This window comes from Nocardia sp. NPDC006044, assembly GCF_042871115.1.
Taxonomy (GTDB): domain Bacteria; phylum Actinomycetota; class Actinomycetes; order Mycobacteriales; family Mycobacteriaceae; genus Nocardia.
On sequence record NZ_JBIAID010000001.1, the window covers coordinates 1,031,955 to 1,055,900 of the forward strand.

Annotated in this window: 24 protein-coding genes; 17 read left to right on the top strand and 7 right to left on the bottom strand. The window is 68.4% G+C overall.

What is annotated here, in order from left to right:
• Window positions 1–47: 47 nt before the first annotated feature.
• The 3 genes from ACFYO1_RS04775 to ACFYO1_RS04785 form a co-directional block, all read right to left on the bottom strand.
• The gene (locus ACFYO1_RS04775) at window positions 48–503 is read right to left on the bottom strand and encodes an AMP-binding protein (RefSeq protein WP_387227216.1); all 456 of its coding nucleotides are present in this window, start codon (window positions 501–503) and stop codon (window positions 48–50) included.
• A 147-nt stretch (window positions 504–650) separates the two neighbouring features.
• Entirely contained in the window at window positions 651–1,745 is a 1,095-nt protein-coding gene (locus tag ACFYO1_RS04780; RefSeq protein WP_387231679.1) for an ABC transporter substrate-binding protein, read from the bottom strand.
• Between the two features lie 144 nt (window positions 1,746–1,889).
• Window positions 1,890–2,693 (bottom strand): VOC family protein, encoded by an 804-nt coding sequence (locus tag ACFYO1_RS04785; protein WP_387227218.1) that lies wholly within the window; start codon window positions 2,691–2,693, stop codon window positions 1,890–1,892.
• Between the two features lie 265 nt (window positions 2,694–2,958).
• Between ACFYO1_RS04785 and ctaD the strand changes: the two genes are divergently transcribed.
• The 10 genes from ctaD to ACFYO1_RS04835 all read left to right on the top strand — a co-directional run bounded on the left by ctaD (window position 2,959) and on the right by ACFYO1_RS04835 (window position 12,722).
• Window positions 2,959–4,701, top strand: coding sequence for a cytochrome c oxidase subunit I (gene ctaD, locus ACFYO1_RS04790; RefSeq protein WP_150405386.1), 1,743 nt, complete (start codon window positions 2,959–2,961; stop codon window positions 4,699–4,701).
• A gap of 121 nt (window positions 4,702–4,822) precedes the next feature.
• Entirely contained in the window at window positions 4,823–6,043 is a 1,221-nt protein-coding gene (gene serB / locus ACFYO1_RS04795; protein ID WP_387227220.1) for a phosphoserine phosphatase SerB, read from the top strand.
• 104 nt (window positions 6,044–6,147) lie between these two features.
• Complete coding sequence (locus ACFYO1_RS04800) at window positions 6,148–6,594, top strand: protease inhibitor I42 family protein (protein WP_387227222.1); 447 nt, start codon at window positions 6,148–6,150, stop codon at window positions 6,592–6,594.
• Window positions 6,594–7,400: an aminoacyl-tRNA hydrolase gene (locus tag ACFYO1_RS04805; protein ID WP_387227225.1), complete on the top strand. Its 807-nt coding sequence runs from the start codon at window positions 6,594–6,596 to the stop codon at window positions 7,398–7,400. Before ACFYO1_RS04800 ends, ACFYO1_RS04805 begins: the two co-directional genes overlap by 1 nt.
• Window positions 7,401–7,563: 163 nt before the next feature.
• Window positions 7,564–7,731, top strand: coding sequence for a transmembrane 9 family protein (locus ACFYO1_RS04810; protein WP_150405389.1), 168 nt, complete (start codon window positions 7,564–7,566; stop codon window positions 7,729–7,731).
• A 61-nt stretch (window positions 7,732–7,792) separates the two neighbouring features.
• Window positions 7,793–8,626 (top strand): ABC transporter ATP-binding protein, encoded by an 834-nt coding sequence (locus ACFYO1_RS04815; RefSeq protein ID WP_150405390.1) that lies wholly within the window; start codon window positions 7,793–7,795, stop codon window positions 8,624–8,626.
• 110 nt (window positions 8,627–8,736) lie between these two features.
• The gene (locus ACFYO1_RS04820) at window positions 8,737–9,507 is read left to right on the top strand and encodes an NUDIX hydrolase (protein ID WP_387231681.1); all 771 of its coding nucleotides are present in this window, start codon (window positions 8,737–8,739) and stop codon (window positions 9,505–9,507) included.
• Between the two features lie 30 nt (window positions 9,508–9,537).
• Window positions 9,538–10,314 (top strand): enoyl-CoA hydratase-related protein, encoded by a 777-nt coding sequence (locus ACFYO1_RS04825; RefSeq protein WP_387227228.1) that lies wholly within the window; start codon window positions 9,538–9,540, stop codon window positions 10,312–10,314.
• A gap of 191 nt (window positions 10,315–10,505) precedes the next feature.
• A complete protein-coding gene (locus tag ACFYO1_RS04830) occupies window positions 10,506–11,525 on the top strand; it encodes a class I SAM-dependent methyltransferase (RefSeq protein ID WP_387227229.1) in 1,020 nt (339 codons plus the stop codon).
• Window positions 11,526–12,722 (top strand): class I SAM-dependent methyltransferase, encoded by a 1,197-nt coding sequence (locus tag ACFYO1_RS04835; protein WP_387227231.1) that lies wholly within the window; start codon window positions 11,526–11,528, stop codon window positions 12,720–12,722.
• Here ACFYO1_RS04835 and ACFYO1_RS04840 read toward each other — a convergent pair.
• The gene (locus ACFYO1_RS04840; RefSeq protein WP_387227234.1) at window positions 12,706–14,001 is read right to left on the bottom strand and encodes a PQQ-binding-like beta-propeller repeat protein; all 1,296 of its coding nucleotides are present in this window, start codon (window positions 13,999–14,001) and stop codon (window positions 12,706–12,708) included. The genes ACFYO1_RS04835 and ACFYO1_RS04840 overlap by 17 nt on opposite strands.
• Window positions 14,002–14,319: 318 nt before the next feature.
• Between ACFYO1_RS04840 and ACFYO1_RS04845 the strand changes: the two genes are divergently transcribed.
• Entirely contained in the window at window positions 14,320–15,066 is a 747-nt protein-coding gene (locus tag ACFYO1_RS04845; RefSeq protein ID WP_379287958.1) for an acyltransferase, read from the top strand.
• Window positions 15,063–15,608, top strand: a complete 546-nt coding sequence (locus ACFYO1_RS04850; protein ID WP_387227237.1) for a DUF1697 domain-containing protein — start codon at window positions 15,063–15,065, stop codon at window positions 15,606–15,608. Before ACFYO1_RS04845 ends, ACFYO1_RS04850 begins: the two co-directional genes overlap by 4 nt.
• On the opposite strand, the gene ACFYO1_RS04855 is transcribed toward ACFYO1_RS04850, so the two are convergent.
• The 3 genes from ACFYO1_RS04855 to ACFYO1_RS04865 are packed head-to-tail and all read right to left on the bottom strand — an operon-like array spanning window position 15,605 to window position 19,208.
• Entirely contained in the window at window positions 15,605–16,864 is a 1,260-nt protein-coding gene (locus ACFYO1_RS04855) for a glycosyltransferase family 4 protein (protein ID WP_387227238.1), read from the bottom strand. The two genes, ACFYO1_RS04850 and ACFYO1_RS04855, sit on opposite strands and share 4 nt — an antisense overlap.
• Window positions 16,861–18,438 carry a 1,4-alpha-glucan branching protein domain-containing protein gene (locus tag ACFYO1_RS04860; protein ID WP_387227241.1) on the bottom strand — a complete coding sequence of 526 codons (1,578 nt, stop codon included), beginning with the start codon at window positions 18,436–18,438 and terminating at the stop codon, window positions 16,861–16,863. Before ACFYO1_RS04860 ends, ACFYO1_RS04855 begins: the two co-directional genes overlap by 4 nt.
• Window positions 18,435–19,208 carry a class I SAM-dependent methyltransferase gene (locus ACFYO1_RS04865; RefSeq protein ID WP_387231683.1) on the bottom strand — a complete coding sequence of 258 codons (774 nt, stop codon included), beginning with the start codon at window positions 19,206–19,208 and terminating at the stop codon, window positions 18,435–18,437. Before ACFYO1_RS04865 ends, ACFYO1_RS04860 begins: the two co-directional genes overlap by 4 nt.
• A gap of 327 nt (window positions 19,209–19,535) precedes the next feature.
• Here ACFYO1_RS04865 and ACFYO1_RS04870 point away from each other — a divergent pair, with 327 nt between their 5' ends.
• The 5 genes from ACFYO1_RS04870 to ACFYO1_RS04890 all read left to right on the top strand — a co-directional run bounded on the left by ACFYO1_RS04870 (window position 19,536) and on the right by ACFYO1_RS04890 (window position 23,914).
• Window positions 19,536–20,321, top strand: a complete 786-nt coding sequence (locus ACFYO1_RS04870; RefSeq protein ID WP_387227243.1) for an electron transfer flavoprotein subunit beta/FixA family protein — start codon at window positions 19,536–19,538, stop codon at window positions 20,319–20,321.
• Window positions 20,322–20,357: 36 nt separating this feature from the next.
• Complete coding sequence (locus ACFYO1_RS04875; RefSeq protein ID WP_387227245.1) at window positions 20,358–21,314, top strand: electron transfer flavoprotein subunit alpha/FixB family protein; 957 nt, start codon at window positions 20,358–20,360, stop codon at window positions 21,312–21,314.
• Between the two features lie 150 nt (window positions 21,315–21,464).
• On the top strand, window positions 21,465–22,034 hold the full coding sequence (locus ACFYO1_RS04880) for a DUF4365 domain-containing protein (RefSeq protein WP_387227247.1): 570 nt from the start codon (window positions 21,465–21,467) through the stop codon (window positions 22,032–22,034).
• Window positions 22,031–23,185, top strand: a complete 1,155-nt coding sequence (locus ACFYO1_RS04885; protein ID WP_387227249.1) for a hypothetical protein — start codon at window positions 22,031–22,033, stop codon at window positions 23,183–23,185. The genes ACFYO1_RS04880 and ACFYO1_RS04885 overlap by 4 nt, the downstream gene beginning before the upstream one ends.
• A 126-nt stretch (window positions 23,186–23,311) precedes the next feature.
• A complete protein-coding gene (locus ACFYO1_RS04890) occupies window positions 23,312–23,914 on the top strand; it encodes a PadR family transcriptional regulator (protein ID WP_387227251.1) in 603 nt (200 codons plus the stop codon).
• Window positions 23,915–23,946: the final 32 nt, after the last annotated feature.

Genomic DNA, 23,946 nt, shown 5'->3' on the forward strand with positions numbered 1-23,946 from the left:
AAACATGCCGCTGGGCGCGCCCGAACCTGGTCGGGAGCGCCCAGGGGTCAGGCGGACATGGGCAGCTGATCGGCGGCGGTGAGCGGTGCGTCGGAACCGGCCAGGTAGCGCTGCAGGGTCGAGCGATCGTCGAGCACCAGCCAGGAGATGGTGTCGGTGAGCGCGCCGCGCCGCGCCTTGGTGGTCACGCCGACCGTGGTGCCCAGCACGAACGTGCCGTCCGCGGCGGCGGGCACCGGCAGGCCGCCGAGCTTGACGATGGCGCGCTCGGCGACCACGGATTCGATCTCGTCGTCGATGGCGATCGCGACCCGGGTGCTCGAGCCGGCGCCGAGGCCGAGCAGCAGCCGGGCCAGCCGGTTCGACCAGCGGTCCAGCTCGGCGTAGGTGAGGGCACAGTCGCCGGTGGAAACCACGACCGCGTTCGGATCGACCTCGGCGACGGGCCGCGCGAGCGGCAGGTGGCGGATGTTGCCGGCGAGCGTATCGGTCAGCGTGTGCATGGTGGTTATCCCTCGAAGTCTCGGTGAAGAGGTTCTCTTGCGTACCTCTAAATCTCGTCTACGAGGGGAAACTTCGACAGCAACCCAAGCGCTGGTGGTGGTACCTCCCAGGGTGGGGAAAATTTCACCCCAGGGGGTACCGCGGAGCTAATCGGTGACGAACCCGTTGAGCGTGCCGTTGAGGTCGGTGAGCAGTGCGCGGGCGGCGACCAGGCCGTTGCCGTGCCAGACGGTGTCCTCGACGGCGAAGACGCGTTTGTCGGTCGCGGCGCCGAGATCTTTGAAATCGTCGGTGCGCATGACCTTCTCGCCGTGCTCCTTGCCCGCCGCACCGGCGAGGATCACGTAGATCAGATCACCCTCCACCTTGGTGGCGAACTGGTCCGGTTCGACCGTGAACGACGGTCCGCGCTGCGCGGTCGGTCGCTGCACGCCCACATCGCCGACGACCTGGCCCGCGAAGCTGTTGCTGCCCTGAACCTCGTTGGTATCGGCGGTGAATCGCAGCAGCGAGGCTTGAGTCTGACCGGCCGAGATCGCGTTGCCGATGTCGGTCGCCTCGGTGCGGTAGTTCTCCAGCGCGGTGTCCGCGGCCGTCTTGCGGCCCAATCCCGCTGCGAGCGCGGTGAATTCGGCCTGCCAGCTGTTGTTCGCGCCGACCAGCACGGTGGGGGCGATCGCCCGGAGTGCGTCGTAACTCGTTGTGGCGGTAGGGATATCGCCGAGGATGAGATCGGGGTGCAGGTCGGCGATCAGCGCGGGATTCGGCTGGGCGGCGGTCCCGACGCCGGGGATCTTCAGCACACCGGTGCCGAGGTAGGCGGGCTGCGGGTCCGGGCCGTCGAGGGTGACCGCGCCGACCACCCGCTCCCACAGGCCGACCGCGCACACCGCGTCCAGCGCGGAGGTGGTGAGCACGACGATGCGCTGCGGGTCGGCGGGCACCTCGGAGACGCCGGCGGCGTGCGTGACCGTGCGGGTACCGCCGCTCGCCGGATCGGGCGCGCTCGGCAGGGCACAGGCCTTGGTGGTGTCCCGCTCGAGCCCGATGACGCCCGCGCCGGCGATGTTCGTGGTGGTGCGCACGATGCTGCTCGCGTCGTCGGGCTTGCTGGAGCAGCCCGCCGCGACCACGGTCGCGCACAAGGCGGCGACGGCGACCGTCCGGCGCGCCACGCGGGCGGTGCCGGATCGGGGTGAAGCTGTGCGGTTTCGGGTGCGAACGAAGGCGCTCAGCGGCATGCGGGTGAGGGTACATGCGTGCGCGGCGGCCGAGCGGGACAGGTCAGTGCGGTCGTGCGCCTGCTTGCCCGCCGCGTCCGAGCCCGCGGTCCTGGCCGCGCGGAATCTCACTGCCGGACAGGGAGTTCCGCGCGGACCACGGGCTCAAGCCTTGTCCCCGCCGATGCTGAACCGCGCGCCGGTGACATCGGTGACGGTCGCCAGCCTGCCGAATTCGCTGTCCTCGGCCGGCCGGATGACCGAACCGCCCAGCTCGACCACCTTGGCGACCGTCTTGTCCACATCGTTCGCGCCGAAGTACACCGACCAGGCGCCCGGCACGCCCGCGGGCAGGAACGTCGACGCGTCGAGGACGCCGCCCAGCATCGGGCTGTCCGAATGAATGGTGGTGTAGCGGAACTCGTCGGCGTCGGAGATGGTGAACGGGTCCTGCCAGCCGAACACGTCGCGGTAGAAGTCCAGTGCGGCGTCGTAGGCGCGGGTATGCAGTTCGAACCAGGACGGCACGCCCTCGTTGTCGCCCCATTTCCCGCCGGTGACCATGGCGTTCGTCTCGATGCCGCGGAACGTGCCCGCCTGCCAGACGCCGATGCCGACCCCGCCCGCGTCGCCGAGCACGGCCATGCTGCCCAGCTCGCCGACCGGCATCGGCGGTACCACCACGCTGCCGCCCCGCGCGACCGCCCTGTCCGTGGTCGCCTGGATGTCGGGGCTGGCCAGATAGACGGTCCACTGCTCGGGCGCCTCGGCGTCATCTTCGGTGTGCCCCATGGCCCCCGCGACCGCGCGACCGTCCTGCCGGAAGGTGACGTAGCCGCCGAATTCGTCGGCGCGCTCAGCGGTCCAGCCGAACAGTTCGCCGTAGAAGGCGATGCTGCGGTCGACATCGGAGGTGTAGAGGTCGATCCAACAGGGATCGCCGGGCCTGGGCTGATTCTGGTCACTCATGCTGGTCTCCTGGACAGGGATGGAACACTGGTCACCGGTAGAGACGCCTGCCACGAACGAAACTCATCGCTGCTGCCGGTCCGTCGGCACCGACGCGGTGCCCGGACCAACGAAATACGACACAGAGTAGGACCCGTGCGGATTGCTGCGGCAGCACGGTTTACGATTCCAGGAGCGCAAGCGAACTGTCGTCTGTTCCGTCCCGGGGATGGATGCAAGCAGCGGAGCCTGCGGAGCGAACCTAAAGGCACCTTCAGGAGGATCAGTGACTGCGGTAGAGCCCCAGCCAGTCCAGCAGTTGGAAGCGACTCGGCCGTATCCGGCACGGACCGGGCCGAAGGGTTCGTATCTCTACAAGATGGTCACCACCACCGACCCCAAGGTGCTCGGGGTCATGTACCTGGTGACCGCGATGAGCTTCTTCCTCGTCGGTGGACTGATGGCGCTGATGATGCGCGCCGAGCTGGCCCGCCCGGGCCTCCAGTTCCTCTCGCCCGAGCAGTTCAACCAGCTGTTCACCATGCACGGCACGATCATGCTGCTGTTCTACGCGACCGCGATCGTGTTCGGGTTCGCGAACATCGTGCTGCCGTTGCAGATCGGCGCCCCCGACGTCGCCTTCCCGCGACTGAACGCGTTCAGCTACTGGCTGTACCTGTTCGGCGGCACGATGGCGACCGCGGGCTTCATCACCCCGGGTGGCGCCGCCGACTTCGGCTGGACCGCCTACACCCCGCTGACCGACATCCTGCACTCGCCGGGCGTCGGCGCCGACCTCTGGATCCTCGGCCTCGCCGTCTCCGGTCTGGGCACCATCCTCGGTGGCGTCAACATGCTGACCACCGTGGTCTGCCTGCGGGCCCCCGGCATGACCATGTTCCGGCTGCCGATCTTCACCTGGAACATCGCCGTCACCAGCGTGCTTGTCCTGCTTGCCTTCCCGCTGCTGACCGCCGCGCTGTTCGGCCTCGCCTACGATCGTCACCTCGGTGGCCACATCTACGACCCGGCCACCGGTGGTGTGCTGCTCTACCAGCACCTGTTCTGGTTCTTCGGGCATCCCGAGGTGTACATCATCGCGCTGCCGTTCTTCGGCATCGTGTCCGAGATCTTCCCGGTGTTCTCGCGTAAGCCGATCTTCGGCTACACCACGCTGGTCTACGCGACGCTCGGCATCGCCGCGCTGTCGATCGCGGTGTGGGCGCACCACATGTACGCCACCGGCGCCGTGCTGCTGCCGTACTTCTCGTTCATGACGTTCCTGATCGCCGTGCCGACGGGTGTGAAGTTCTTCAACTGGATCGGCACCATGTGGCGCGGGCAGCTGACCTTCGAGACGCCGATGCTGTGGTCGATCGGCTTCCTGGTGACCTTCCTCTTCGGCGGTCTCTCGGGTGTCATCCTGGCCAGCCCGCCGCTGGACTTCCACGTCACCGACTCGTACTTCGTCGTCGCGCACTTCCACTACGTGCTCTTCGGCACCATCGTGTTCGCCACCTTCGCCGGCATCTACTTCTGGTTCCCCAAGATCACCGGGCGGATGATGGACGAGCGCCTGGGCAAGTGGCACTTCTGGACCACGTTCGTCGGCTTCCACACCACGTTCCTGGTGCAGCACTGGCTGGGCGCGGAGGGCATGCCGCGTCGTTACGCGGACTACCTGCCCAGCGACGGCTTCACCACGCTGAACACCATCTCCACCATCGGCGCGTTCATCCTGGGCGCCTCGATGCTGCCGTTCATCTGGAACGTCTTCAAGAGCTTCCGCTACGGCGAGGTCGTCACCGTGGACGACCCGTGGGGCTACGGCAACTCGCTCGAATGGGCCACCACCTGCCCGCCGCCGCGGCACAACTTCTACGAGCTGCCGCGGATCCGGTCCGAGCGGCCGGCGTTCGAGCTGCACTACCCGCACATGGTCGAGCGGATGCGCGCCGAGGCGCACGTCGGCTGGGGCTCGGGCAAGCACGCCACGGACGTTCACGAAGGCGCTGTGGCCACCAAGTAGGAACTTCATTTACGACCACGAGTGTGCACCTGCTGGTGACAGCGGGTGCACACTCGTTTGTGCAGTACCGGAGCGACGTGACAACGAGGTCAAGCGCAACTTCTAACCTGGAGTGGATCAGTTGGCCGACACCACCGTTCTCGTCACCGTCACCGGACCCGACCGTCCCGGTGTGACGTCCGTGCTGCTCGCGGCGATGTCGCGGCACCACGTGAGCCTGCTGGACGTCGAGCAGGTCGTCATCCGGGGGCGACTGACCCTGGGCGTGCTGGTCACCTGCCCGGGTGATCCGGAGTCGTTGCAGGACGAGCTCGAAGAGGCGATGAACACCGTCGGCGTGCACGTCGACGTGGAGGTCGACGCGGCGATCGGCCGTCAGCCCATGTCCACCCACGCGGTGGTCATCCTCGGCGCCCCGGTCACCGCGCACGCGTTCAGCGCGGTGTCGCGGCAGCTGGCCGCGCTCGGCGCCAACATCGACACCATCCGCGGCGTCGCGGACTACCCGGTCACCGGGATGGAGCTGCTGGTCACCGCGACCGACACGGGCGCGGACACCGACTCGCGGCTGCGCACGGCGCTGGCCGAGGTCGCGGTCGCCGAACAGGTGGACATCGCGGTGGAGCGGGCCGGGCTGGCCCGCCGGGCCAAGCGGCTCATCGTGTTCGACGTCGACTCGACGCTCATCCAGGGTGAGGTGATCGAGATGCTCGCCGCGCACGCGGGCGTGGAGGAGGAGGTCCGCAAGGTCACCGAGTCCGCCATGCGCGGCGAGATCGATTTCGGCGAATCGCTGCGGCAGCGGGTCGCGACGCTCGCGGGTCTGGACGAGTCGGTGATCGAGGAGGTGGCCGACCAGATCGAGCTGACGCCCGGCGCGCGCACGACGATTCGCACGTTGCGCAGGCTCGGGTTCCGCTGCGGCGTGGTGTCGGGTGGTTTCCGGCAGGTGATCGAGCCGCTGGCGCACGAACTCGAGCTGGACTTCGTGCAGGCCAACACCCTGGAGATCCAGGGCGGCAAACTGACCGGGCGGGTGGTCGGCGAGATCGTCGACCGCGCGGCGAAGGCGACCGCGTTGCGCAAGTTCGCGGCCGAGGCGGGCGTGCCGATGGAGCAGACGGTGGCGGTCGGCGACGGCGCCAACGACATCGACATGCTCAACGCGGCCGGGCTCGGTGTGGCGTTCAATGCCAAGCCGGCGCTGCGCGAGATCGCCGATACCGCGCTGTCGCATCCCTACCTGGACGCCGTGCTGTACATCCTCGGCGTCACCCGGCACGAGGTGGAGGCCGCGGACGCGCGGGACGGACTGATCCGTCGCGTGCCGCTCGAACAGTGACGGCGGCGCCCCCGATCGGTGCGCCGGTGTCGATGGCCGAGTTCGTCGGTCGCCGTCGGTAGGCTGGCGCGGACCAGATCGTCGGGGCGAAATCGGAGGGTGCGTTGCGGAAATCTCTGCTTGTGCTGCTGCTCGGATTGGCTGTTGCCGGGTGCGGCAAGAACGATTCGACCGACTCGGGGGCGAGCTCCACGGCCGCACCGACGTCGGCGCCCGGGCCCGCCGCGGTGACGGCCACCGAGGCCGACAACGGGCAGGAGCGGACGCTCGCCGTCGGGCAGTCGCTGGTGGTGACGCTGCCCGCGAACCCGTCCACCGGATATCTGTGGCAGATCACCGAGCTGGACGCGAATCTGCTTCAGGCGCAGGGCGATCCGGGGTTCAAGCCGGACCCGAACGTGCCGGTCGCGCCCGGTTCCGGCGGTGGTTCGGTGTGGACCTTCGTCGGTAAGGCCGCGGGCAGCACCAGGCTCTCGATGGACTATCTGCGGCCGTGGGAGCAGGGAATCGAACCCGCGCAAAAGTTTTCGATGACGATCAAGGTGGAGTGATGTCGAGCATCCCGGAATGCGGTGCCGGAGTCCGGGACGCCCTGGAGAACCCTGAACAGCCGGTGCAGTGCGATGAGGAGGGCTTCCGCGTCCGGCACGCGGAACTCGCGCAGGGCTACGGCGGGGCAGGTGACCCCGACGACCCGGCCCTGGTGCAGGCGATGCAGATCGTGCTGCACCTGCCCAAGGTGGATCCGCCGCCGCGCAGCGCGCTGCTCGCCGCGGCGGCGACCGCGTCGGTGGCGCTGTGCCTGGACCCGCGGGTCGGTCCGGGCGGCGAGTGGGCCGAGCGCTATCTGGCCTGGAAGCGCTCGCGCATCCGCAAGGTGAGCCGGCGCGCGCGGGGCGCCCAGTGGCTCGCGGCGAACGAGGTGGACGGCGTCACCGTCGAGGTCGACGGTGCGCAGGCGCGCGCGTTCGTTCCCGGACCGGTGGGCGACGTCGACCCGCGGATCCGGCGGTTGCAGATCGGCGGCACCGACCTCGAGCACGACGATCCGGGGCCCGCCGACCCGGAATTGCCGGTGCTGTGGGTGGATTCGCGACTGGGCATGACGCTGGGCAAGGCGGCCGCGCAGGTGGGGCACGCCAGCATGTTGCTGGCGGGCGCGCTGACTGCGGAGCAGGCGCTGCACTGGGCCGAACGGGAATTCCGTTGCTCCGTACGGGAAGCCGATGCGCGACAATGGAAAGAGTTGACCGATGAGGTCGCGCGCGGCACGGCGGTGGCGGTGCGCGACGCCGGGTTCACCGAGGTCGCGCCCGGCTCGATGACGGTGATCGCGGTGCAGGCCCGATCCTCGTAACCGCTGGAAAACACCCGCGCCGAATGCGCGTCGCGCGGGTTCGAACGGGGTATCTCTCTAAGCAACTTCACCGAGGACGTTGTGCCCTACCCCCACCGAGCCACCCGGGCGGAGGCTGGAGATATCGGCATCGCGGCCTTGCCGACCGAAGGAAGGACCAGCTATGACGACGCTGCTGGTGATTCTCGCCCTGTGGGTGCTCCTGTCGGTTCCGTTGGCACTCATCGTTGCCCGGCTGCTACACAAGTCGGACGACGAGGACCATCATCATCCGGATCAACCCGACGACCAGCGGCTTCGCGATCTCTTCGCGCTGGGCCGCCGCCGCTGACCCGAGCGACACGCTTTTCACACCCGCCCGCGTTGGCGAGTAGTCGGGCGGGTGGGCCAAGATGGACCGCGTGCCGCAACCGGATCCCGATCTGCTCATCGATTTCACCGACGTCACCGTTCGCCGCTCGGGCCACACGCTCGTGGGCCCGGTCACCTGGCAGGTCGAGCTCGACGAACGCTGGGTCGTGCTCGGCCCCAACGGCGCGGGCAAGACCTCACTGCTCCGCATGGCCGCCGCCGAGATGCACCCGACCTCGGGCATCGCCCATCTGCTCGGTGAGGTACTCGGCAAGGTGGACGTCAGCGAGCTGCGGCCGCGGATCGGCCTGTCCTCGGCCGCGGTGGCCGGGCGGGTACCGCGCGACGAGAAGGTCAGCGACCTGGTGGTGTCGGCCGGCTACGCGGTTTTGGGCCGCTGGCGCGAACGCTACGACGACGTCGACACCGACCGGGCCATCAACATGCTGGAAAGCCTAGGCGCCGAACACCTTTCGGACCGCACCTACGGCACGCTGTCGGAGGGCGAGCGCAAGCGGGTGATGATCGCCCGCGCGCTGATGACCGACCCGGAACTGCTGCTGCTCGACGAGCCTGCCGCGGGCCTGGACCTCGGCGGCCGCGAGGAACTGGTGGAACGACTCGGCGACCTCGCCGCCGACCCCGACGCCCCCGCCATCGTGCTGGTCACCCACCACGTCGAGGAGATCCCGCCCGGCTTCACCCACGGACTGTTGCTCAACGAGGGCGAAGTGATCGCGCAAGGTTTGCTCACCGACGTCCTCACCTCGGAGAACCTCAGCGACGCCTTCCGTCAGGCCATCGCGCTCGACCGGGTGGACGGCCGCTACTTCGCCCGCCGCGCGCGGCGCGCCGGAAAACACCGCCACCGCTGAACCGCTGCCCGTGACGGCGCTCACCGGGCGCGCGTTATCGTGCAGGAGTGAGTGAGACAAATGTGCCTGGTGACTCTCAGGCTCCGTCGCCCAAGGACGCGTCGACGGTGATGCTGGTGCGCGACGGCGCATCCGGTCCGGAGATCTTCCTGCAGCGCAGGGTGGGCGCGATGGCCTTCGCGGCGGGGATGACGGTGTTCCCGGGCGGCGGCGTCGATCCCTCCGACGGCACCGCCGACATCGAGTGGGCCGGACCCGAACCCGCCTGGTGGGCCGAGCGTTTCGGCACCACCGAGCCGCGGGCCAAGGCGCTGGTCTGTGCCGCTGTGCGCGAGACGTTCGAGGAATGCGGTGTGCTGTTGGCCGGCCCGACCGCAGACACCGTCGTCTCCGATACCACCGGATACCGCGATGCCCGCGGCAAGCTGGAACGCCGCGAGCTGTCGCTGGCCGGCTTCCTAGCCGCGGAGAAACTGGTGCTGCGCGCGGATCTGCTTCGGCCGTGGGCGAATTGGATCACCCCGGTGGTCGAGCCGCGCCGCTACGACACCCGGTTCTTCGTGGCGGTGCTGCCGCAGGGCCAGCTGGCCGACGGCGCCACCTCCGAGGCGGCCGAGGTGCAGTGGCGTACCCCGGCCGAGGCGCTGGAGCGCTGGCGGGCCGGCACCGACATCCTGCTGCCGCCCACCTGGTCGCAGTTGGACGCGCTCGGTGAATTCGGTTCCACCGCCGAGATTTTCGCCGCCGAGCCGGCCATCGAGCCGATCATGCCGGTGCTGTCCGCCGATACCGGCGAGCGCATGCTCAGTTTCCCGGACGGCGAGCGCTACTTCGCCGGTCTGCCGGATGCGAGCAGGCTCAAGGGATCCGTGCGCAAGTAAGGCGGCGCCGGGCCGGTAGCGTGGCGTCCCATGGCCGAATTCGTGACCCTGGATCTGCTCGAGGGTGCTCCCGCGCGCCGCGTCGCCGTCCTCCGGATCGCCCGCCCGCCGATGAACCTGGTGAACGCGCAGCTGGCGCGGGAGCTGGCGCGGGCGGCCGACACGGTGGCCGCGGACCCGGCGGTGGCCGCGGTCGTGCTCTACGGCGACGAGCGCGTCTTCTCGGCGGGTGACGATCTGACCGAGCTGGCCGGGCTGAGTGCCGACCAGGCCCGGGCGATGGCCGGCGATCTGCAGCGGGATCTAGGCTGCCTGGCCCGGTTGCCGCAGCCGACCGTCGCCGCGATCACCGGCTACTGCCTCGGCGGCGGCCTCGAACTCGCGCTCGGCGCGGACCGGCGGATCATCGGCGACAACGTCAAGCTCGGCCTGCCGCAGATCAAGGCCGGGCTCATCCCGCTGGCCGGGATCCGGCGGCTGTCGCTGCTGATCGGCCCTGGGCCGGCCAAGGACCTCGTCTACAGCGGCCGGTTCGTCGAGGCCGACGAGGCGCGCACGCTCGGTCTGGTCGACGAGGTCGTGCCGCCCGACGACGTGTACACCGCCGCGGTGCACTGGGCTCAGCGGTTCACCGACGGCCCGGCGCGCGCGCTCGCCGCCGCGAAGGCGGTGTTCGAGGCGGGTCCGCATGGACTGGACCGGGCGCAGACCGAATGGTCTGATCTGTTCGGCACCGAGGACCGCCGGATCGGCACCGAGTCCTACCTCGCCGACGGCCCCGGCTCGGCGGCTTTCGTCGGTCGCTGAGCGGCAGGCGACGCTGGGGTACCTCCAGCTCGTCCTGCCCGCCGTAACAGCTGATTTCGTGCGTACATGGGTGACTCGTCGGGTACGTCCGGCACGGATTTCGCACCTGACCGCCGGACCGGTCGATGAAGTTAGCGGTACACACGACCGGCGAAATGCGCGCAGCGGCGGACAGGCTAGGCTTGGCCTCCATGACGGTACGTCCCGACGACCCCGCGCCTAACCCGCACGCCACCGAGGCGGAGGTCGAAGCAGCTCGCAAGGATACGAAGCTCGCCCAGGTGCTTTATCACGACTGGGAAGCCGAGACCTACGACGACAAATGGTCGATTTCCTATGACGAACGCTGCATCGACTACGCCCGCGGCCGGTTCGACGCCGCCGTCGGCCCGGCGCCGCTGCCCTACGAGCGCGCCCTCGAGCTCGGCTGTGGCACCGGCTTCTTCCTGCTGAACCTGATGCAGGGCGGCGTGGCCAAGTCCGGCTCGGTCACCGACCTGTCGCCCGGCATGGTGAAGGTCGCGCTGCGCAACGCGGAGCACCTCGGCCTGGACGTGGACGGCCGGGTCGCCGACGCCGAGACCATCCCGTACGAGGACAACACCTTCGATCTCGTCTGCGGGCACGCGGTGCTGCACCACATCCCCGATGTCGAACTCGCGCTGAAGGAATGCCTGCGCGTGCTCAAGCCCGGCGGGCGCTTCGTCTTCGCCGGTGAGCCGACCACCGCGGGCAACTTCTACGCCCGCTGGCTCGGCCGGATCACCTGGAAGGCCACCACCACCGTCACCAAGCTGCCGCAGCTGTCCGGCTGGCGGCGGCCGCAAACCGAGCTGGACGAGTCCTCCAGGGCCGCCGCGCTGGAGGCGGTCGTCGACCTGCACACGTTCGATCCGAGCGAGCTGGAGCGGATGGCAGGCTCCGCCGGCGCGGTCGAGGTGAAGGCGTCCACCGAGGAGTTCGCGGCCGCGCTGTGGGGCTGGCCGGTGCGCACCTTCGAGGCGGCCGTGCCGGACGAGAAGCTGACCATGGGCTACCGCCTGGCCATGTACAAGGCGTGGCTGCGCCTGAGCTGGCTGGACGAGAACGTCATGCGCCGGGTGGTGCCGCGTCAGTTCTTCTACAACGCGATGATCACCGGCGTGAAGCCCAAGGGGCTGGAAGGCGGCGGAGCCGCCGGGGCGGGTGAGTTCAGCTCGTCCGCCAAGTAAGTGGGCTACGGCTTCAGCCGCGAGGATGTCGCCTACCTCGGCGGTCCGGCGGGCACCGCCGCGCTGACCGAGGTGGCTCGGCTGGAGCTGACCCAGGCGTCGCACCTGCGTGACCTGGCGTCGGTGCGGCGCGCCTACGGTGACCGGGCCGCCGCACTGGTCGAGACGGTGCGGTTGCGCCGCAAGGCGGGGGCGAAGCTCGTCGACGCGGGGGACTGGTTGTTCACCGACGACGCGTTGCAGCAGGCGACCCCGACGCTGGTCGCCCGGCAGCGGGCCGCTCGGTTGGCCGGGCGGGCCGTGCACGACGTGACCTGCTCGATCGGCGCGGAGCTCGCCGAACTGGCGCGCGTGTGTCCAGCGGTCATCGGCAGCGACCTGGCTGACGCGCGGTTGTCCATGGCCGCGCATAACCTGGCCGGTCGCCGGAATGTGTTGCTCGCCAAGGCCGATGCGCTCGTCCCGGTCAGCAGGGACACCGTCGTCATCGCCGACCCCGCGCGGCGAGCGGACGGAAAGCGCACGCACGACCCGGCCAAGCTGCAACCGCCGCTGCCGGACCTGCTCGCCGCCTATCCCGATCGCGATATCGCCGTAAAGTGCGCGCCCGGACTGGATTTCGACCGGCTCGACTGGTCCGGAGAGGTCGAAGTGGTCTCCCTGGACGGCGCGGTGCGCGAGGCCTGCCTCTGGTCGGCCGGCCTGGCCGACCCCGCGGTTACTCGCCGCGCGACCGTATTGTCTTCGGCCGGAGCATCTTTCACCCTCACCGACGCGGAACCGGACGGCATCCCCGACCGGGAACCCGGCGACTGGATCGTCGATCCCGACGGCGCCGTCGTCCGCGCCGGCCTGGTCCGCCACTACGCCGCGAAACACGGCCTCTGGCAGCTGGATCCCCGCATCGCCTACCTCACCGGCAACGCCGTCCCGCCGGGAACCCGCGGCTTCCGCATCCTCGATCGCCTCGACTACCGCGAGAAGACCCTGCGCGCCGAACTCCGCCGCCACGACTGTGGCCCCTTGGAAATCCTGGCCCGCGGCGTCGACGTAGACCCGGACAAGTTACGCCGAACCCTGAAACCCCAAGGCACTCAACCACTCACCCTGGTAATCACCCGAATAGACCGCACCCCGACAGTCTTCCTGTGCACCGCCGTCGCCGCGACCCCGCTCGAGGTCAGCGCTCGGGCTTGAAGACGAACAGCTCGCCGATGCGGGTGGCGACGATGACCTCGCCCTGGGCGCCGATCGACGTCCCGGTGGTGCTGCCCTGCGCGCCGGGCAGCACATCGGAGTCGATGGTCGAGCCGGTCTTGGTGTCGAAGGTGATGAGGTTCAGCCCTTCACCGATCGCCGCGGCGGTGTAACCGGTGCCGCCCGCGGTCTGCACCGGAGTTCCGCGCAGGTCGAGATCCTTACGCTCCCAGGCGACTTGGGCGGCGTCACCCTTGTCGCGCAGCGCGAGCAGGTAGCCTTCGTCGCCGGACGGAATGATCAGGCCGTCGCTGGACACCGAAATGCCGCCGCGCGGAGTGAATTCCAGCGGCTGCACCCATTTGGTGCGTCCGTCGGCGGCATTCACCGCCATCAAGCGGTTCGTGTTGTCGCCCACGTAGATGGTCTTGCCGTCGGGGGACAGCGTCGGGCTGGTGGCGCTGCCGCCGAACAGCAGGTCGGCGCTCCATTCCTGCTGGATCTTGTTGTCCGCGTAGCGAAGCGCGACCAGCGCGGCGGTCGGCTGACCCGGCTTCCATACCGTGACGAAGAAGCGGCCGGTCGCGGTGTCGACCGCGGAGATGTTCGCGACCGGGCACTGCGGCTCGCCGGCCCGGCACTCGTCGAGGCCCTGCGCGGCGGCGGGCCAGGTGAGGTTCGGGTTGCTCAGGAAGTCCGGCTGGCCGAGCAACTGCACGGTGGACACGACGCGCTGGCCGGTCTGCCGGGAGAGCACGTCGACCTGACCGGATTGGGTGACGGTCAACAGGTTTCCGTCGCCGGTGAACTGGGTCGAGACCGGGGCGCCCGCCACCGTCGTGCGCCACCGCGGCTGGCCGAGGTAGTTGAACGAGATCACCGCGCCGACGTTGTCCTTGTCGTCGCCGACATAGACATTCGTCATGCCGTCCACCACCGACGGTGTCGCGATCGCCGTGGGACCGAGCCCACTGCAGAAACGCTTGCGCCCGGTGGCCATCTGGAAGGAGTAGAGGGTGCAGGTCGGCGTGTTCGTGGTCAGGAACATCTGCCCGTCGGGGCCGATGGTGACCGGTTCGGCGACCGGTCCGCCGATCGGGCGGGTCCAGCTCAGCGCGATCCTCTTGGCGCCGGTCACCGGGCTGCTGCCACCGTTGCGACCGTCGTGATACGCGGCGGGCCAGCCCTTGCCCGGGCCGACCGCGATGTCGTCGACATCGGTGCCGCAACCGCTCAGGACCAGCGCACCGACCGCGGCCAGCGACGCAACAACCCGCACCCGGGACGGTCGCCACCTGGAACTAGCCAGTACGCCGCTTCGCACCTGCTGCACTCCTGTCGTCGTTTCCGCTCGCACGAGACTAAAGCGTGCCGACCCACAACTCTGGAGCGACCCGGTTCGGGTGTACGCGTGTGGATTCGGGGGGCGCCGCCCTCGGCGCAGCAGTCACTGTACGGGAGGGGCTCGCGCGCGTGTTCCGAGTCCTGCCGTTGCGGTCCGGTCGGCGGCCGGATCGGGCCGGACCGCGCCCGTTATGCTCTACCCGTCGCCGCTGACGTGGCGACCAGCCGTTGGACCACGACAGGAGATCCGTTCGTGACGAGCATGTGGGGCGCACCGCTGCGCTCGCGCTGGCGGGGATCGCGCCGCCGGGATCCGCAGCAGGCGCGCTTTCTGACCGCGGCGTCGCTGCGCTGGGTGCTCGCGAACCGCGCGTACACGCCCTGGTACCTGGTGCGCTACTACCGGCTGCTCAAGTTCCGGCTGGCCAACCCGCACATCGTGTTGCGCGGCATGGTCTTCCTCGGCAAGCGGGTCGAGGTGCACGCGACACCCGAGCTGGGCCGGATGGAGATCGGCCGCTGGGTGCACATCGGCGACGGCAATGCCATTCGCTGCCACGAGGGTTCGCTGCGCATCGGCGACAAGGTGGTGTTCGGCAAGGACAACGTGGTCAACACCTACCTCGATATCGAGATCGGCGAATCGACGCTGGTCGCGGACTGGTGCTACATCTGCGATTTCGACCACAAGATGGACGACATCACCCTGCCGATCAAGGACCAGGGCATCGTGAAGAGCCCCGTCCGGATCGGCCCGGACACCTGGATCGCGGCCAAGGTGACGGTGCTGCGCGAGACGCGCGTCGGCCGCGGCTGCGTGCTCGGCGCGCACGCCGTGGTCAAGGGGGAGATCCCGGACTACAGCATCGCGGTCGGCGCGCCCGCCAAGGTGGTCAAGAATCGCAAGGCCGCCTGGGAGGCGAGTGCCGAGGAGCGGGCGCAATACCTTGCGGCGCTGGAAGATATCGAGCGCAAGAAGAACGGCGCGAAGACGGCGTGAACCGCTACGCGGCCCTGCTGCGCGGGATCGGCCCGGGCAACCCGAACATGACCAACGAGAAGTTGCGTGGCGTGTTCGAAAGGCTCGGGTTCGACAAGGTCGCATCGGTGCTGTCGAGCGGCAATATCGTGTTCCGCAGCGCCGATACCGACGTCAGTGAGCTCGAGGACCGGATCCAGCGGGCGCTCAATGCCGAACTCGGCATCGCCGGCGGCACGATCATCCGCACCCGCGACGAGCTGCAGGCGTTGCTCGACACCGACCCGTTCCCCGGCCTCACCCACGAACGCGGCACCTACCTGGTGGCCACGTTCGCCAAGGATCGCACGACGAAGCCCGGCAAGTTGCCCGGCCAGCTCGACCCGCTCACCCGAATCGTCGGCTACGACATACCGTGCAGCGCGTTTCTCGCGGTGATCGACAACCGCGAATCCGGCAAGACACCGGAATACATGGGCTGGCTCGAGAAGACCTACGGCAAGAACCTGACCACGCGCACGTGGCTCACCGTCCAGCGCATCATCAAGAAGATGGACGCCTAGAGCGGCTTCGGGTCGCGTTCGGGGAGGGGGCGTTCGACGATGCTCGGGCGGCCGAGCGGATTGCGGACGCGGCGCTTGGCGGAGTGGTAGACCTGCGCGGTTTCCGCGGCGACCACGTCCCAGGCGAAATCGGCGGTGAGCCGTTCGCGGGCGGCGTAGGCGCGATCCTGGGCGGCGACCGGGTCGTCGAGGGTGGCGCGGGCCGCCTCGACCAGGCCATCGACGTCGGCGGGGGCGAACGAGGCGCCGGTGACGCCGTCGATGACCGCCTCGCCGAGTCCGCCCGCGGTGGAGGTGATCAGCGGGGTGCCCGCGGCGGCGGCCTCGAGCGCGACGATGCCGAAGGGTTCGTAGCGGCTCGGCAGCACGATGGCGTCGGCGCCGTGCAGCCAGCTCAGCAGCTGGGCGTGGTCGAGCTGGCCGGCGAAGTTCACCGCACGGGCCACCCGGTGCACGCGGGCGCGCTCGCGCAGCCACTCGAACTGGGTGCCGACGCCTGCGATGGTGAGCGTGGTGCCGGGGTGCGCCCGGCGGATGCGCGGTAGCGCGGCGATGGCGTCCTGCACGCCCTTCTCGTATTCGAGCCGGCCGACGTAGAGCAGCCGCGGCGGTCCGGTGCGCGGCGAGCGCGGCCGAAAGGTCCACGCGCCCACGTCGATTCCGTTGCGGATCACCATCATCGGCACCCGCTCCGGCCCGTAGAGGCGTTCCACCTCGTCCTGCATCGAGGTCGAGCAGGTGATCAGCGCGTCGGATTCGTTGGCCAGCCACCACTCGACCGAATGCACCTGCCGGTTGACCTTGCCCGCGACCCAGCCGCTGTGCCGGCCGGCCTCGGTGGCGTGAATGGTCGACACCAGCGGCACGTCGTAGTACTCGGCCAGCGCGATGCCGGGGTGCGCGACCAGCCAGTCGTGCGCGTGCACCACGTCGGGCGCCCAGCCGTCACCGATGCCCGGCTTGCCCAGCGCGATGCCTGCCCGCACCATCGCGTGTCCCATGGCCAGCGTCCAGGCCAGCATGTCCTCGCCGAAATCGAAGACCGGCGGGTCCTCCGCGACCGCGACCACCAGCACACCCTCGGCGATGAAGGAATGCGTGGGATGGGTCGAGGAATCGGTGCCGGAGGGGCGGCGGGCCAGCACGACCACCTCGTGACCGGCGGCGGCAAGCTCGGTCGCCAGGTGGTGCACATGCCTGCCCAGCCCGCCGACCACGACCGGCGGGTACTCCCACGACACCATCAAGATCTTCATGCATGTCCTTCTGCGCTGGACGCGGCGTGCTCGGCAGCCGCGGCGAAGCTTCCTCCGGACCCGGCGCTCCCGAGTCGTCGCGCGTCCATACCGGGGAAGAGTCCGTCAGCCGACCCCCATCCTGCCGCCAACTGCTGTGCTTTCGCGAGTTGACCCGCTCCGACGGCGGCCGCGATCTCCCGCACGGCGTGCGCGTGCCGGTGCGCGCGGTCGCGCGCGTAACCCGCGGCGGAGTCCTTGCTGACCATGAACGCCCAGTCGCTGGACACGGTGAGAATGGCTTCGCGCAGCAACTGATCGGCGACGGTGTCGCGCAGCGCGAACGCGCCGTCGGCCGGGCGCATCTTGTCGACCGTGTCCAGGGTGAGCCGCACGATGTCGTCGTTGAGTTCGACCAGGTCCTGCACCTGGTCTCCGGCCCAGACCCGCCAGTCCTTGCCCGAGCCCCAGGACGAATCGGCCAATGGCACCGGCTCCCCGACGAATCCGCGCTCCCGCGCGTCGGCCAGCGTGCCGACGTCGACGCCGGCTTCGGGCAGCGCCCGCAACACCTGGGCCAACCACTGCGGGCCCTCGTGCCACCAGTGACCGAACAGTTCGGTGTCGAACGCGGCCACCACCAGCGCCGGTCTGCCGATCCGCGCGGATTCGCTGATCAGTCGCTGGCGCACGGTTTGGACGAAGTCGTCCACATCGCGGCCGATCGCCGCGGCCGCGAGTTCCGGGTCGTACGGGGCCTTGTCCGGACCGGCGACGGTCTTGCCGGTGACCCGGGACGGCTTGAGACCCGTCGCGTGGTCATAGTGATGAAAGTCACGGTAGGCGCTCTGGCCCGGGTAGCCCGATTTCGGCGACCAGACCCGGTAGCTCACCTGGAGATCGCGGCCGAACGCCACCACGTCGGACTCGCGAACCGGGCGGCCGAGGGTGGTGTCGCCGCGCAAGGCGGGCCCGTCGACCATGAAATGGGTCACACCCGCGTCGGCGTAACCGATCTCCATGCCCGGGGTGTAGCCGCATTCCGGCGCCCAGATGCCGGTGGGGGTGTGGCCCCAGCGATGGCGCGCGTCGCTCAGGCCCTCGGTGAGCTGGAACTGGCGCAGTCGCGGATCGAGCAGCGGCTGGAACGGATGTGCCAGTGGACCGCCGAGCAATTCGATGGTCCCGGCGTCGATCAGCTCCCGCCAGACCGGCGCCGCGCCGTGCCGCCAGTGTTCCTCGAAATCCACCAAAGCCGCTGTGGCCAAACGATGTTCGTGCCGGCCGAGGGCGACGTTGCCGGCCATCGCCGCCTCGTCCGCGCGCAGCTGCCAGTTGCCCAGCCAGTGGTGCATGCCGGCCAGGCAGTGCGGGTCGTCCAGCTGGGCCGCCAGCACCGGCGTGATGCCGAGGCTGAGCAGATGTGAATGCCCTTCGGCGGCAAGCGTTCTCAGCACCTGCGCGACCGGAAGGTAAGACGCCGCCCAGGATTGGTACAGCCACTCCTCGCCGACCGGCCAGCGGCCGTGGTGGGCGAACCAGGGCAGATGGGAGTGCAGGACCAGGCTGAACTGGCCGGGAACCGCGTCACTCAAGGCTTCACCGCGATGGCGACCAGGTCCAGGCTCGCGTCGATGTCGTCGGCGATCAGGGTGAAGTCGTCGATGGTGACCGCGGCGACGTCGGCGGTGAGGTCGGCCGGCCACGGTTCGCCGGCCAGCGCGCGCTCGATCTGCGCGTCGATGAACGAGCCACCGTGCTTGGCGTCCAACGCCTTCAGGCTCGGGCCGTGGTGCACGCCGGTCATCTGCGCGACCTCGAAGCCCGCGTCGACCAGCAGTTCGGTCAGTTCGGCGGCGTTCAGCTCCCGGGTGTGGAACGGGTTGAGCGGGGTGTCGCGGCCGGGGGAGAAGGTAATCCGGTTCGGCGTGCTGATCAGCAGCTCGCCGCCGGGACGCAGCACCCGCAGGCACTCGCGCAGGAACTGGCCCTGATCCCAAAGATGTTCGATCACTTGGAAGTTCACCACGACGTCGACCGAGGCGTCGGGCAGCGGCAGCTCGGCCAGGTTGCCCTGGATCATCTCCACCCGCGGGTACCGCGCGCGCACGTGCTCGACCGCGCCGGTGTCGTAGTCCACGCCGGTGACCTTGGTGGCCACCGAGGCGATCATGTCCGCGCCGTAGCCTTCGCCGGATCCGGCCTCCAGCACGGTCTTTCCGGCGCAGCGGTCGAGCAGGCGGGCATAGGCGATCTCGTGTCTGCGGAACCAGTAGTTCTCCTCGGCAATGCCGGGGACGGTCCGTTCGCCGGTCAACGGCAGCGGTTCGACGGCGCCGGTGGTGGTCGCCGGGGCGCCGGTCATGCCCGTCGGGTCGTCCACTGCGGCAGGGATCACAGCCTCGCTCATCATTCCGACGTTACTGGTACCGAAGGTTTGCGGGATACCCGCACCCGGTCACCGGGATGCCTCTACCCAGTGCGGATGGGCCGTTCGGCGCAGGTCGCGCGGGTGGGCTCCAGCCCGGCACGATATCGCCGGCACTGGCGTTGTGAGAGAGAAGCGGTTAAGTTACCCACGAGTAACTTAACGTAGGGTAGTGTCACGCCCTGAGCTACTCACACGGACGTACGGCGCCGCCTGTGCGACCACTCCATACGTGTAACCAGAACAGGAGGTCGACGAAGACCGATGCCGAACATCGTCGTACTCATCAAGCAGGTTCCCGACACCTGGTCCGAGCGCAAGCTGACCGACGGTGACTACACCCTCGATCGCGAAGCCGCCGACGCCGTCCTCGACGAGATCAACGAGCGCGCCGTCGAAGAAGCGCTGCTGATCAAGGAGGCGCAGGGCGGCGAGGTCACCGTCCTGGCGGCCGGTCCCGACCGGGCCACCGAGGCCATCCGCAAGGCGCTGTCCATGGGCGCCGACAAGGCCATCCACATCAACGACCCGGCGATCCACGGCTCCGACGCCGTGCAGACCGCCTGGGTGCTGGCGAGCGCGCTCGGCCAGGTCGAAGGTGTCGAGCTGGTCATCGCGGGCAACGAGGCGACCGACGGTCGCGCCGGTGCGGTCCCCGCGATCATCGCTGAATACCTCGGCCTGCCGCAGCTCACGCACCTGCGCAAGCTCACCGTCGACGGGGACAAGATCACCGGCGAGCGGGAGACCGATGACGGTGTCTTCAAGCTGGAGGCCACCCTCCCGGCCATCGTCAGCGTGACCGAGAAGATCAACGAGCCGCGCTTCCCCTCCTTCAAGGGCATCATGGCCGCGAAGAAGAAGGAAGTGCAGACCTTCACGCTGGCCGACCTGGGCGTCGACCCGTCGACCGTCGGTGTCGCGAACGCGGGCAGCACTGTCACCGGAGCCACCCCGAAGCCGCCGCGTACCGCGGGCGAGAAGATCGCGGACGAAGGCGACGGCGGCACCAAGATCGCCCAGTACCTCGTCGGTCAGAAGATCATCTGATTTCGCCGGTCTGAGACTGCTTAGGAGAGAACACAAATGGCTGAAGTACTTGTGCTCATCGAGCACGCGGACGGTGCGATCAAGAAGGTCAGCACCGAGCTCCTGACCGCCGCCCGCAACCTGGGCGAGCCGGCCGCCGTGGTGCTCGGCACCGCGGGCACCGGCGAGAAGCTGGCCGAGGCGCTCGCCGCGGCCGGCGCGGAGAAGATCTACATCGCCGAGTCCGACGACGTGGAGAACTACCTGCTCACCCCGAAGATCGACGTGCTCGCCGCGCTGACCGAGCAGGTCTCCCCGGCCGCCGTCATCGTCGCCGCCTCGGCCGAGGGCAAGGAGGTGTCGGGCCGCCTCGCCGCCCGCATCGGCTCCGGCCTGCTGGTCGACGTCATCGACGTGAAGTCCGACGGCACCGCCGTGCACTCCATCTTCGGTGGCGCGTTCACCGTGGACGCGAAGGCCACCGGCGACGTGCCGGTGATCTCCGTGCGCCCGGGCGCCGTCGAGGCCTCCGCGCAGGCCGGTGCCGGCGAGAAGGTCACCGTCGAGGTGCCCGCGCAGGAAGACGGCGTGGTCAAGGTGACCGCGCGCGAGCCGATCGTCGCGGGCGACCGTCCCGAGCTCACCGAGGCGAACATCGTCGTCTCCGGTGGTCGCGGCGTCGGTTCCGCCGAGAAGTTCTCGGTCGTCGAGGAGCTGGCCGACTCGCTCGGTGCCGCCGTCGGCGCCTCGCGTGCCGCGGTCGACTCGGGCTACTACCCGGGTCAGTTCCAGGTCGGCCAGACCGGTAAGACGGTCTCGCCGCAGCTCTACATCGCCCTCGGCATCTCCGGCGCCATCCAGCACCGGGCCGGCATGCAGACCTCGAAGACCATCGTCGCGGTCAACAAGGACGAAGAGGCCCCGATCTTCGAGATCGCGGACTACGGCATCGTCGGCGACCTGTTCAACGTCGCCCCCCAGCTGACCGAAGCGGTCAAGTCCCACAAGGGCTGATTCGCCCGGTTCGAGCGGAGAAGGTGGCCCCGACTGAGAACTCAGTCGGGGCCACCTTTTTGTTTGAGCCTCGGCAAACGGTCCGAGACAGCTATTGTCTGCGTGGGGTGCCACACGGTGCATATTCTGGGGAATCAGGGGGAGGGTTGCGTGGTGGACGTCGACGGCAGCAGGGGTCCCCTTCCAGCTGCGGTTTCTTTGGCGCCGGAGGGTGGTCTGCCGATTACCGCTCGACAGGAACAGTTCAGTCTTGCCTTCGTTCATATGGTCGCGGCCGCCGCGGGCTGTTCCATCAAGAGCCATCTGACCGACTATGACGGGGTCGACATCACGATTGCTTCGTCGGCTGAGTACGTGCGCTACTACTGCCCTGAGTTCGAGATGCAGCTCAAGTGCACGACACAGTCGCGGCTGCTCGGCGCCGAACACCTGGCATGGTCGCTGGAGCGCGATCGGTTTCTCAAGCTGGTGAACCCGAAACGGTTCGCACCGGCATTGCTCGGCGTGCTGCTTGTCCCTGAAGATCCTGAGCGACTTCTGGACCTTTCCGAGGCAGGCCTGGTCAGTTCGAGCCGAATGTACTGGCAGCATGCGAGAGAGCTCGGCGAGATCGAGGAAGGCAGGGCAAGCAAGACCGTCCATCTGCCCAGAACCAACCTGTTTGACGTCAGCAGCCTGCAGGGCATCATGCAAGTAATCGGCGAAGGAGGTCAGTGGTGAATGAAATTCCGCTCGACGGTCTCCAAGAGGTCGCGTCGACCTTGTCGCCGCCAGCCGTGTCCCAGTACCTGGCGAGCCACGATTGGCAGCTAGAGGCCCGGGACCAGGACGTCCGAGAAATTTGGCGGCTTCCGGGCGCGGACGGTCCGCTCGGCCGTGTCATGCTGCCGTTGGCTACCGACTACGTCGACTTCCCAGTGCGATTTCGCGACACGCTTCAAGCTCTCGCGACTATCTATGATTGGAATCTCGGGCAACTCGCCGAACGCATCGCTGCGGCACGTGCTGATCTATTCTTCGTGCGGCTCGACCAGAAGATGACGGACGGGACAATTCCCTTTCGGCAAGCCGAGAAGTCGCTGGAAGCATTGTTCACGATGATGCGGGCTGCCGCTACGACTGCTGACGATCCAACACATTCACATCGCGGCAGAAGGTCGGCAATTGTTACCGACTTTCTCGAAGAAGATATTCGACTGGGGCACACAAAAAGAGGAAGTTTTGTATTCACTGTCGTAACCCGTCTCGGTGACGTCCTACCACCGCACGAGGACGGCTCGCCTGCTGTGCCCTTTCCGCGCAAGGTAATGACAACGCTGGCTACGGGCCTACAGTCGACTCGGCAGCTTGCGCTCGATTGGGACGAAAGCGCACTCGACCGAGCGGGACAGTTGGGCCTGAGTGCAGGCTTGGTGGAATCGGTGCTGGAACTCACGCAGCCGGAAACGCTTCGCGCATTGGAGTTGTCTTTCGATTGGGCCGCCGCCGAGCCGCGCCCCGATATCGGTACTTCGCGAATCATCGTCGATCGCAATGCGATGGCAGGCCTGCCCCGCGTGCGGGAAAGATTGGTTCGGCGCGAGGAACCCCCTCGCCACGTGACGTTACTCGGCACAGTTCGTACTCTTAATCGAGACGAGTCCGATGACGAGGATCGAGAAGCCAGCAGCATCGTTCTATCTACGCATGTGGACGGCCGTCCGCGAAAGGTGCATGTCCCTTTGACCGGCGAGGAATATACCTGGGCGGTCCGTGCGCATCTGAGTAAGCAGCCCATTGTGGTTTCAGGTGATCTTATATTCGAGCGTGGTCTTTGGCGGTTGACCGGAACAATCAATGTAGATCCCACCTTTTTGGACCGCCGAATCTGATCGCTGTCCATGATCAACCGCCGCCGTCGGGGGGTGTCCGAGCCTGGCGTTCGAGTCTCTGTAGCTGGAACGGGCTGTGCGGGAACGTCTTCCAAACAGCTGCCGTGGGTGCGATAGCCTGCGAGTATGGCTGTTCCTACCACTCGGATGCTGGTGCTCGCTATCGTCCGGCTGCTGCAACCGGTGCACGGGTATGACGTTCGGCGGGAGTTGCTGTCCTGGCATGCCGATGATTGGGCGAATGTGAAGCCGGGGTCGATCTACGGTGCGTTGAATACGTTGCAGCGGGATGGGTTGATCGCGGTCGAGGGGGTGGGGCAGGAGGGGGCGCGGCCGGAGCGGACGACGTATCGGCTGACCGCGGAGGGGGAGAAGGAGTTCGGCGAGATGCTGCGGGAGTCGTTGTTCTCGGCTGAGCAGCCGAAGAACCCGTACTTCGCCGCGGTCGCGCTGTTTCCGGCCGCGCCGCGCGACGAAGTCATCGCCGCGTTGAACAGCCGGATTCTCAAGTTCGAGGCCGAGTTGGTCTTCATCGAACGTGAGGTGGACCGAATCCTGGCCGGCAGCGGCGATCCCGCGGAGGCCGAGCCGCACCACGTCGCCGACGCGATGCGCCTGTCCGCCGATCATCTCCGAGCGGACTTGAACTGGTCGCGAAAGACGTTGGAGCGCATCGAAACCGGCGAGCTCGACGCGTGGAGCGGGGTGAACGCGCCGATCAACCCCTGAAGCCGGGCAGTTGGTCAAGCCTGAATAGTAAA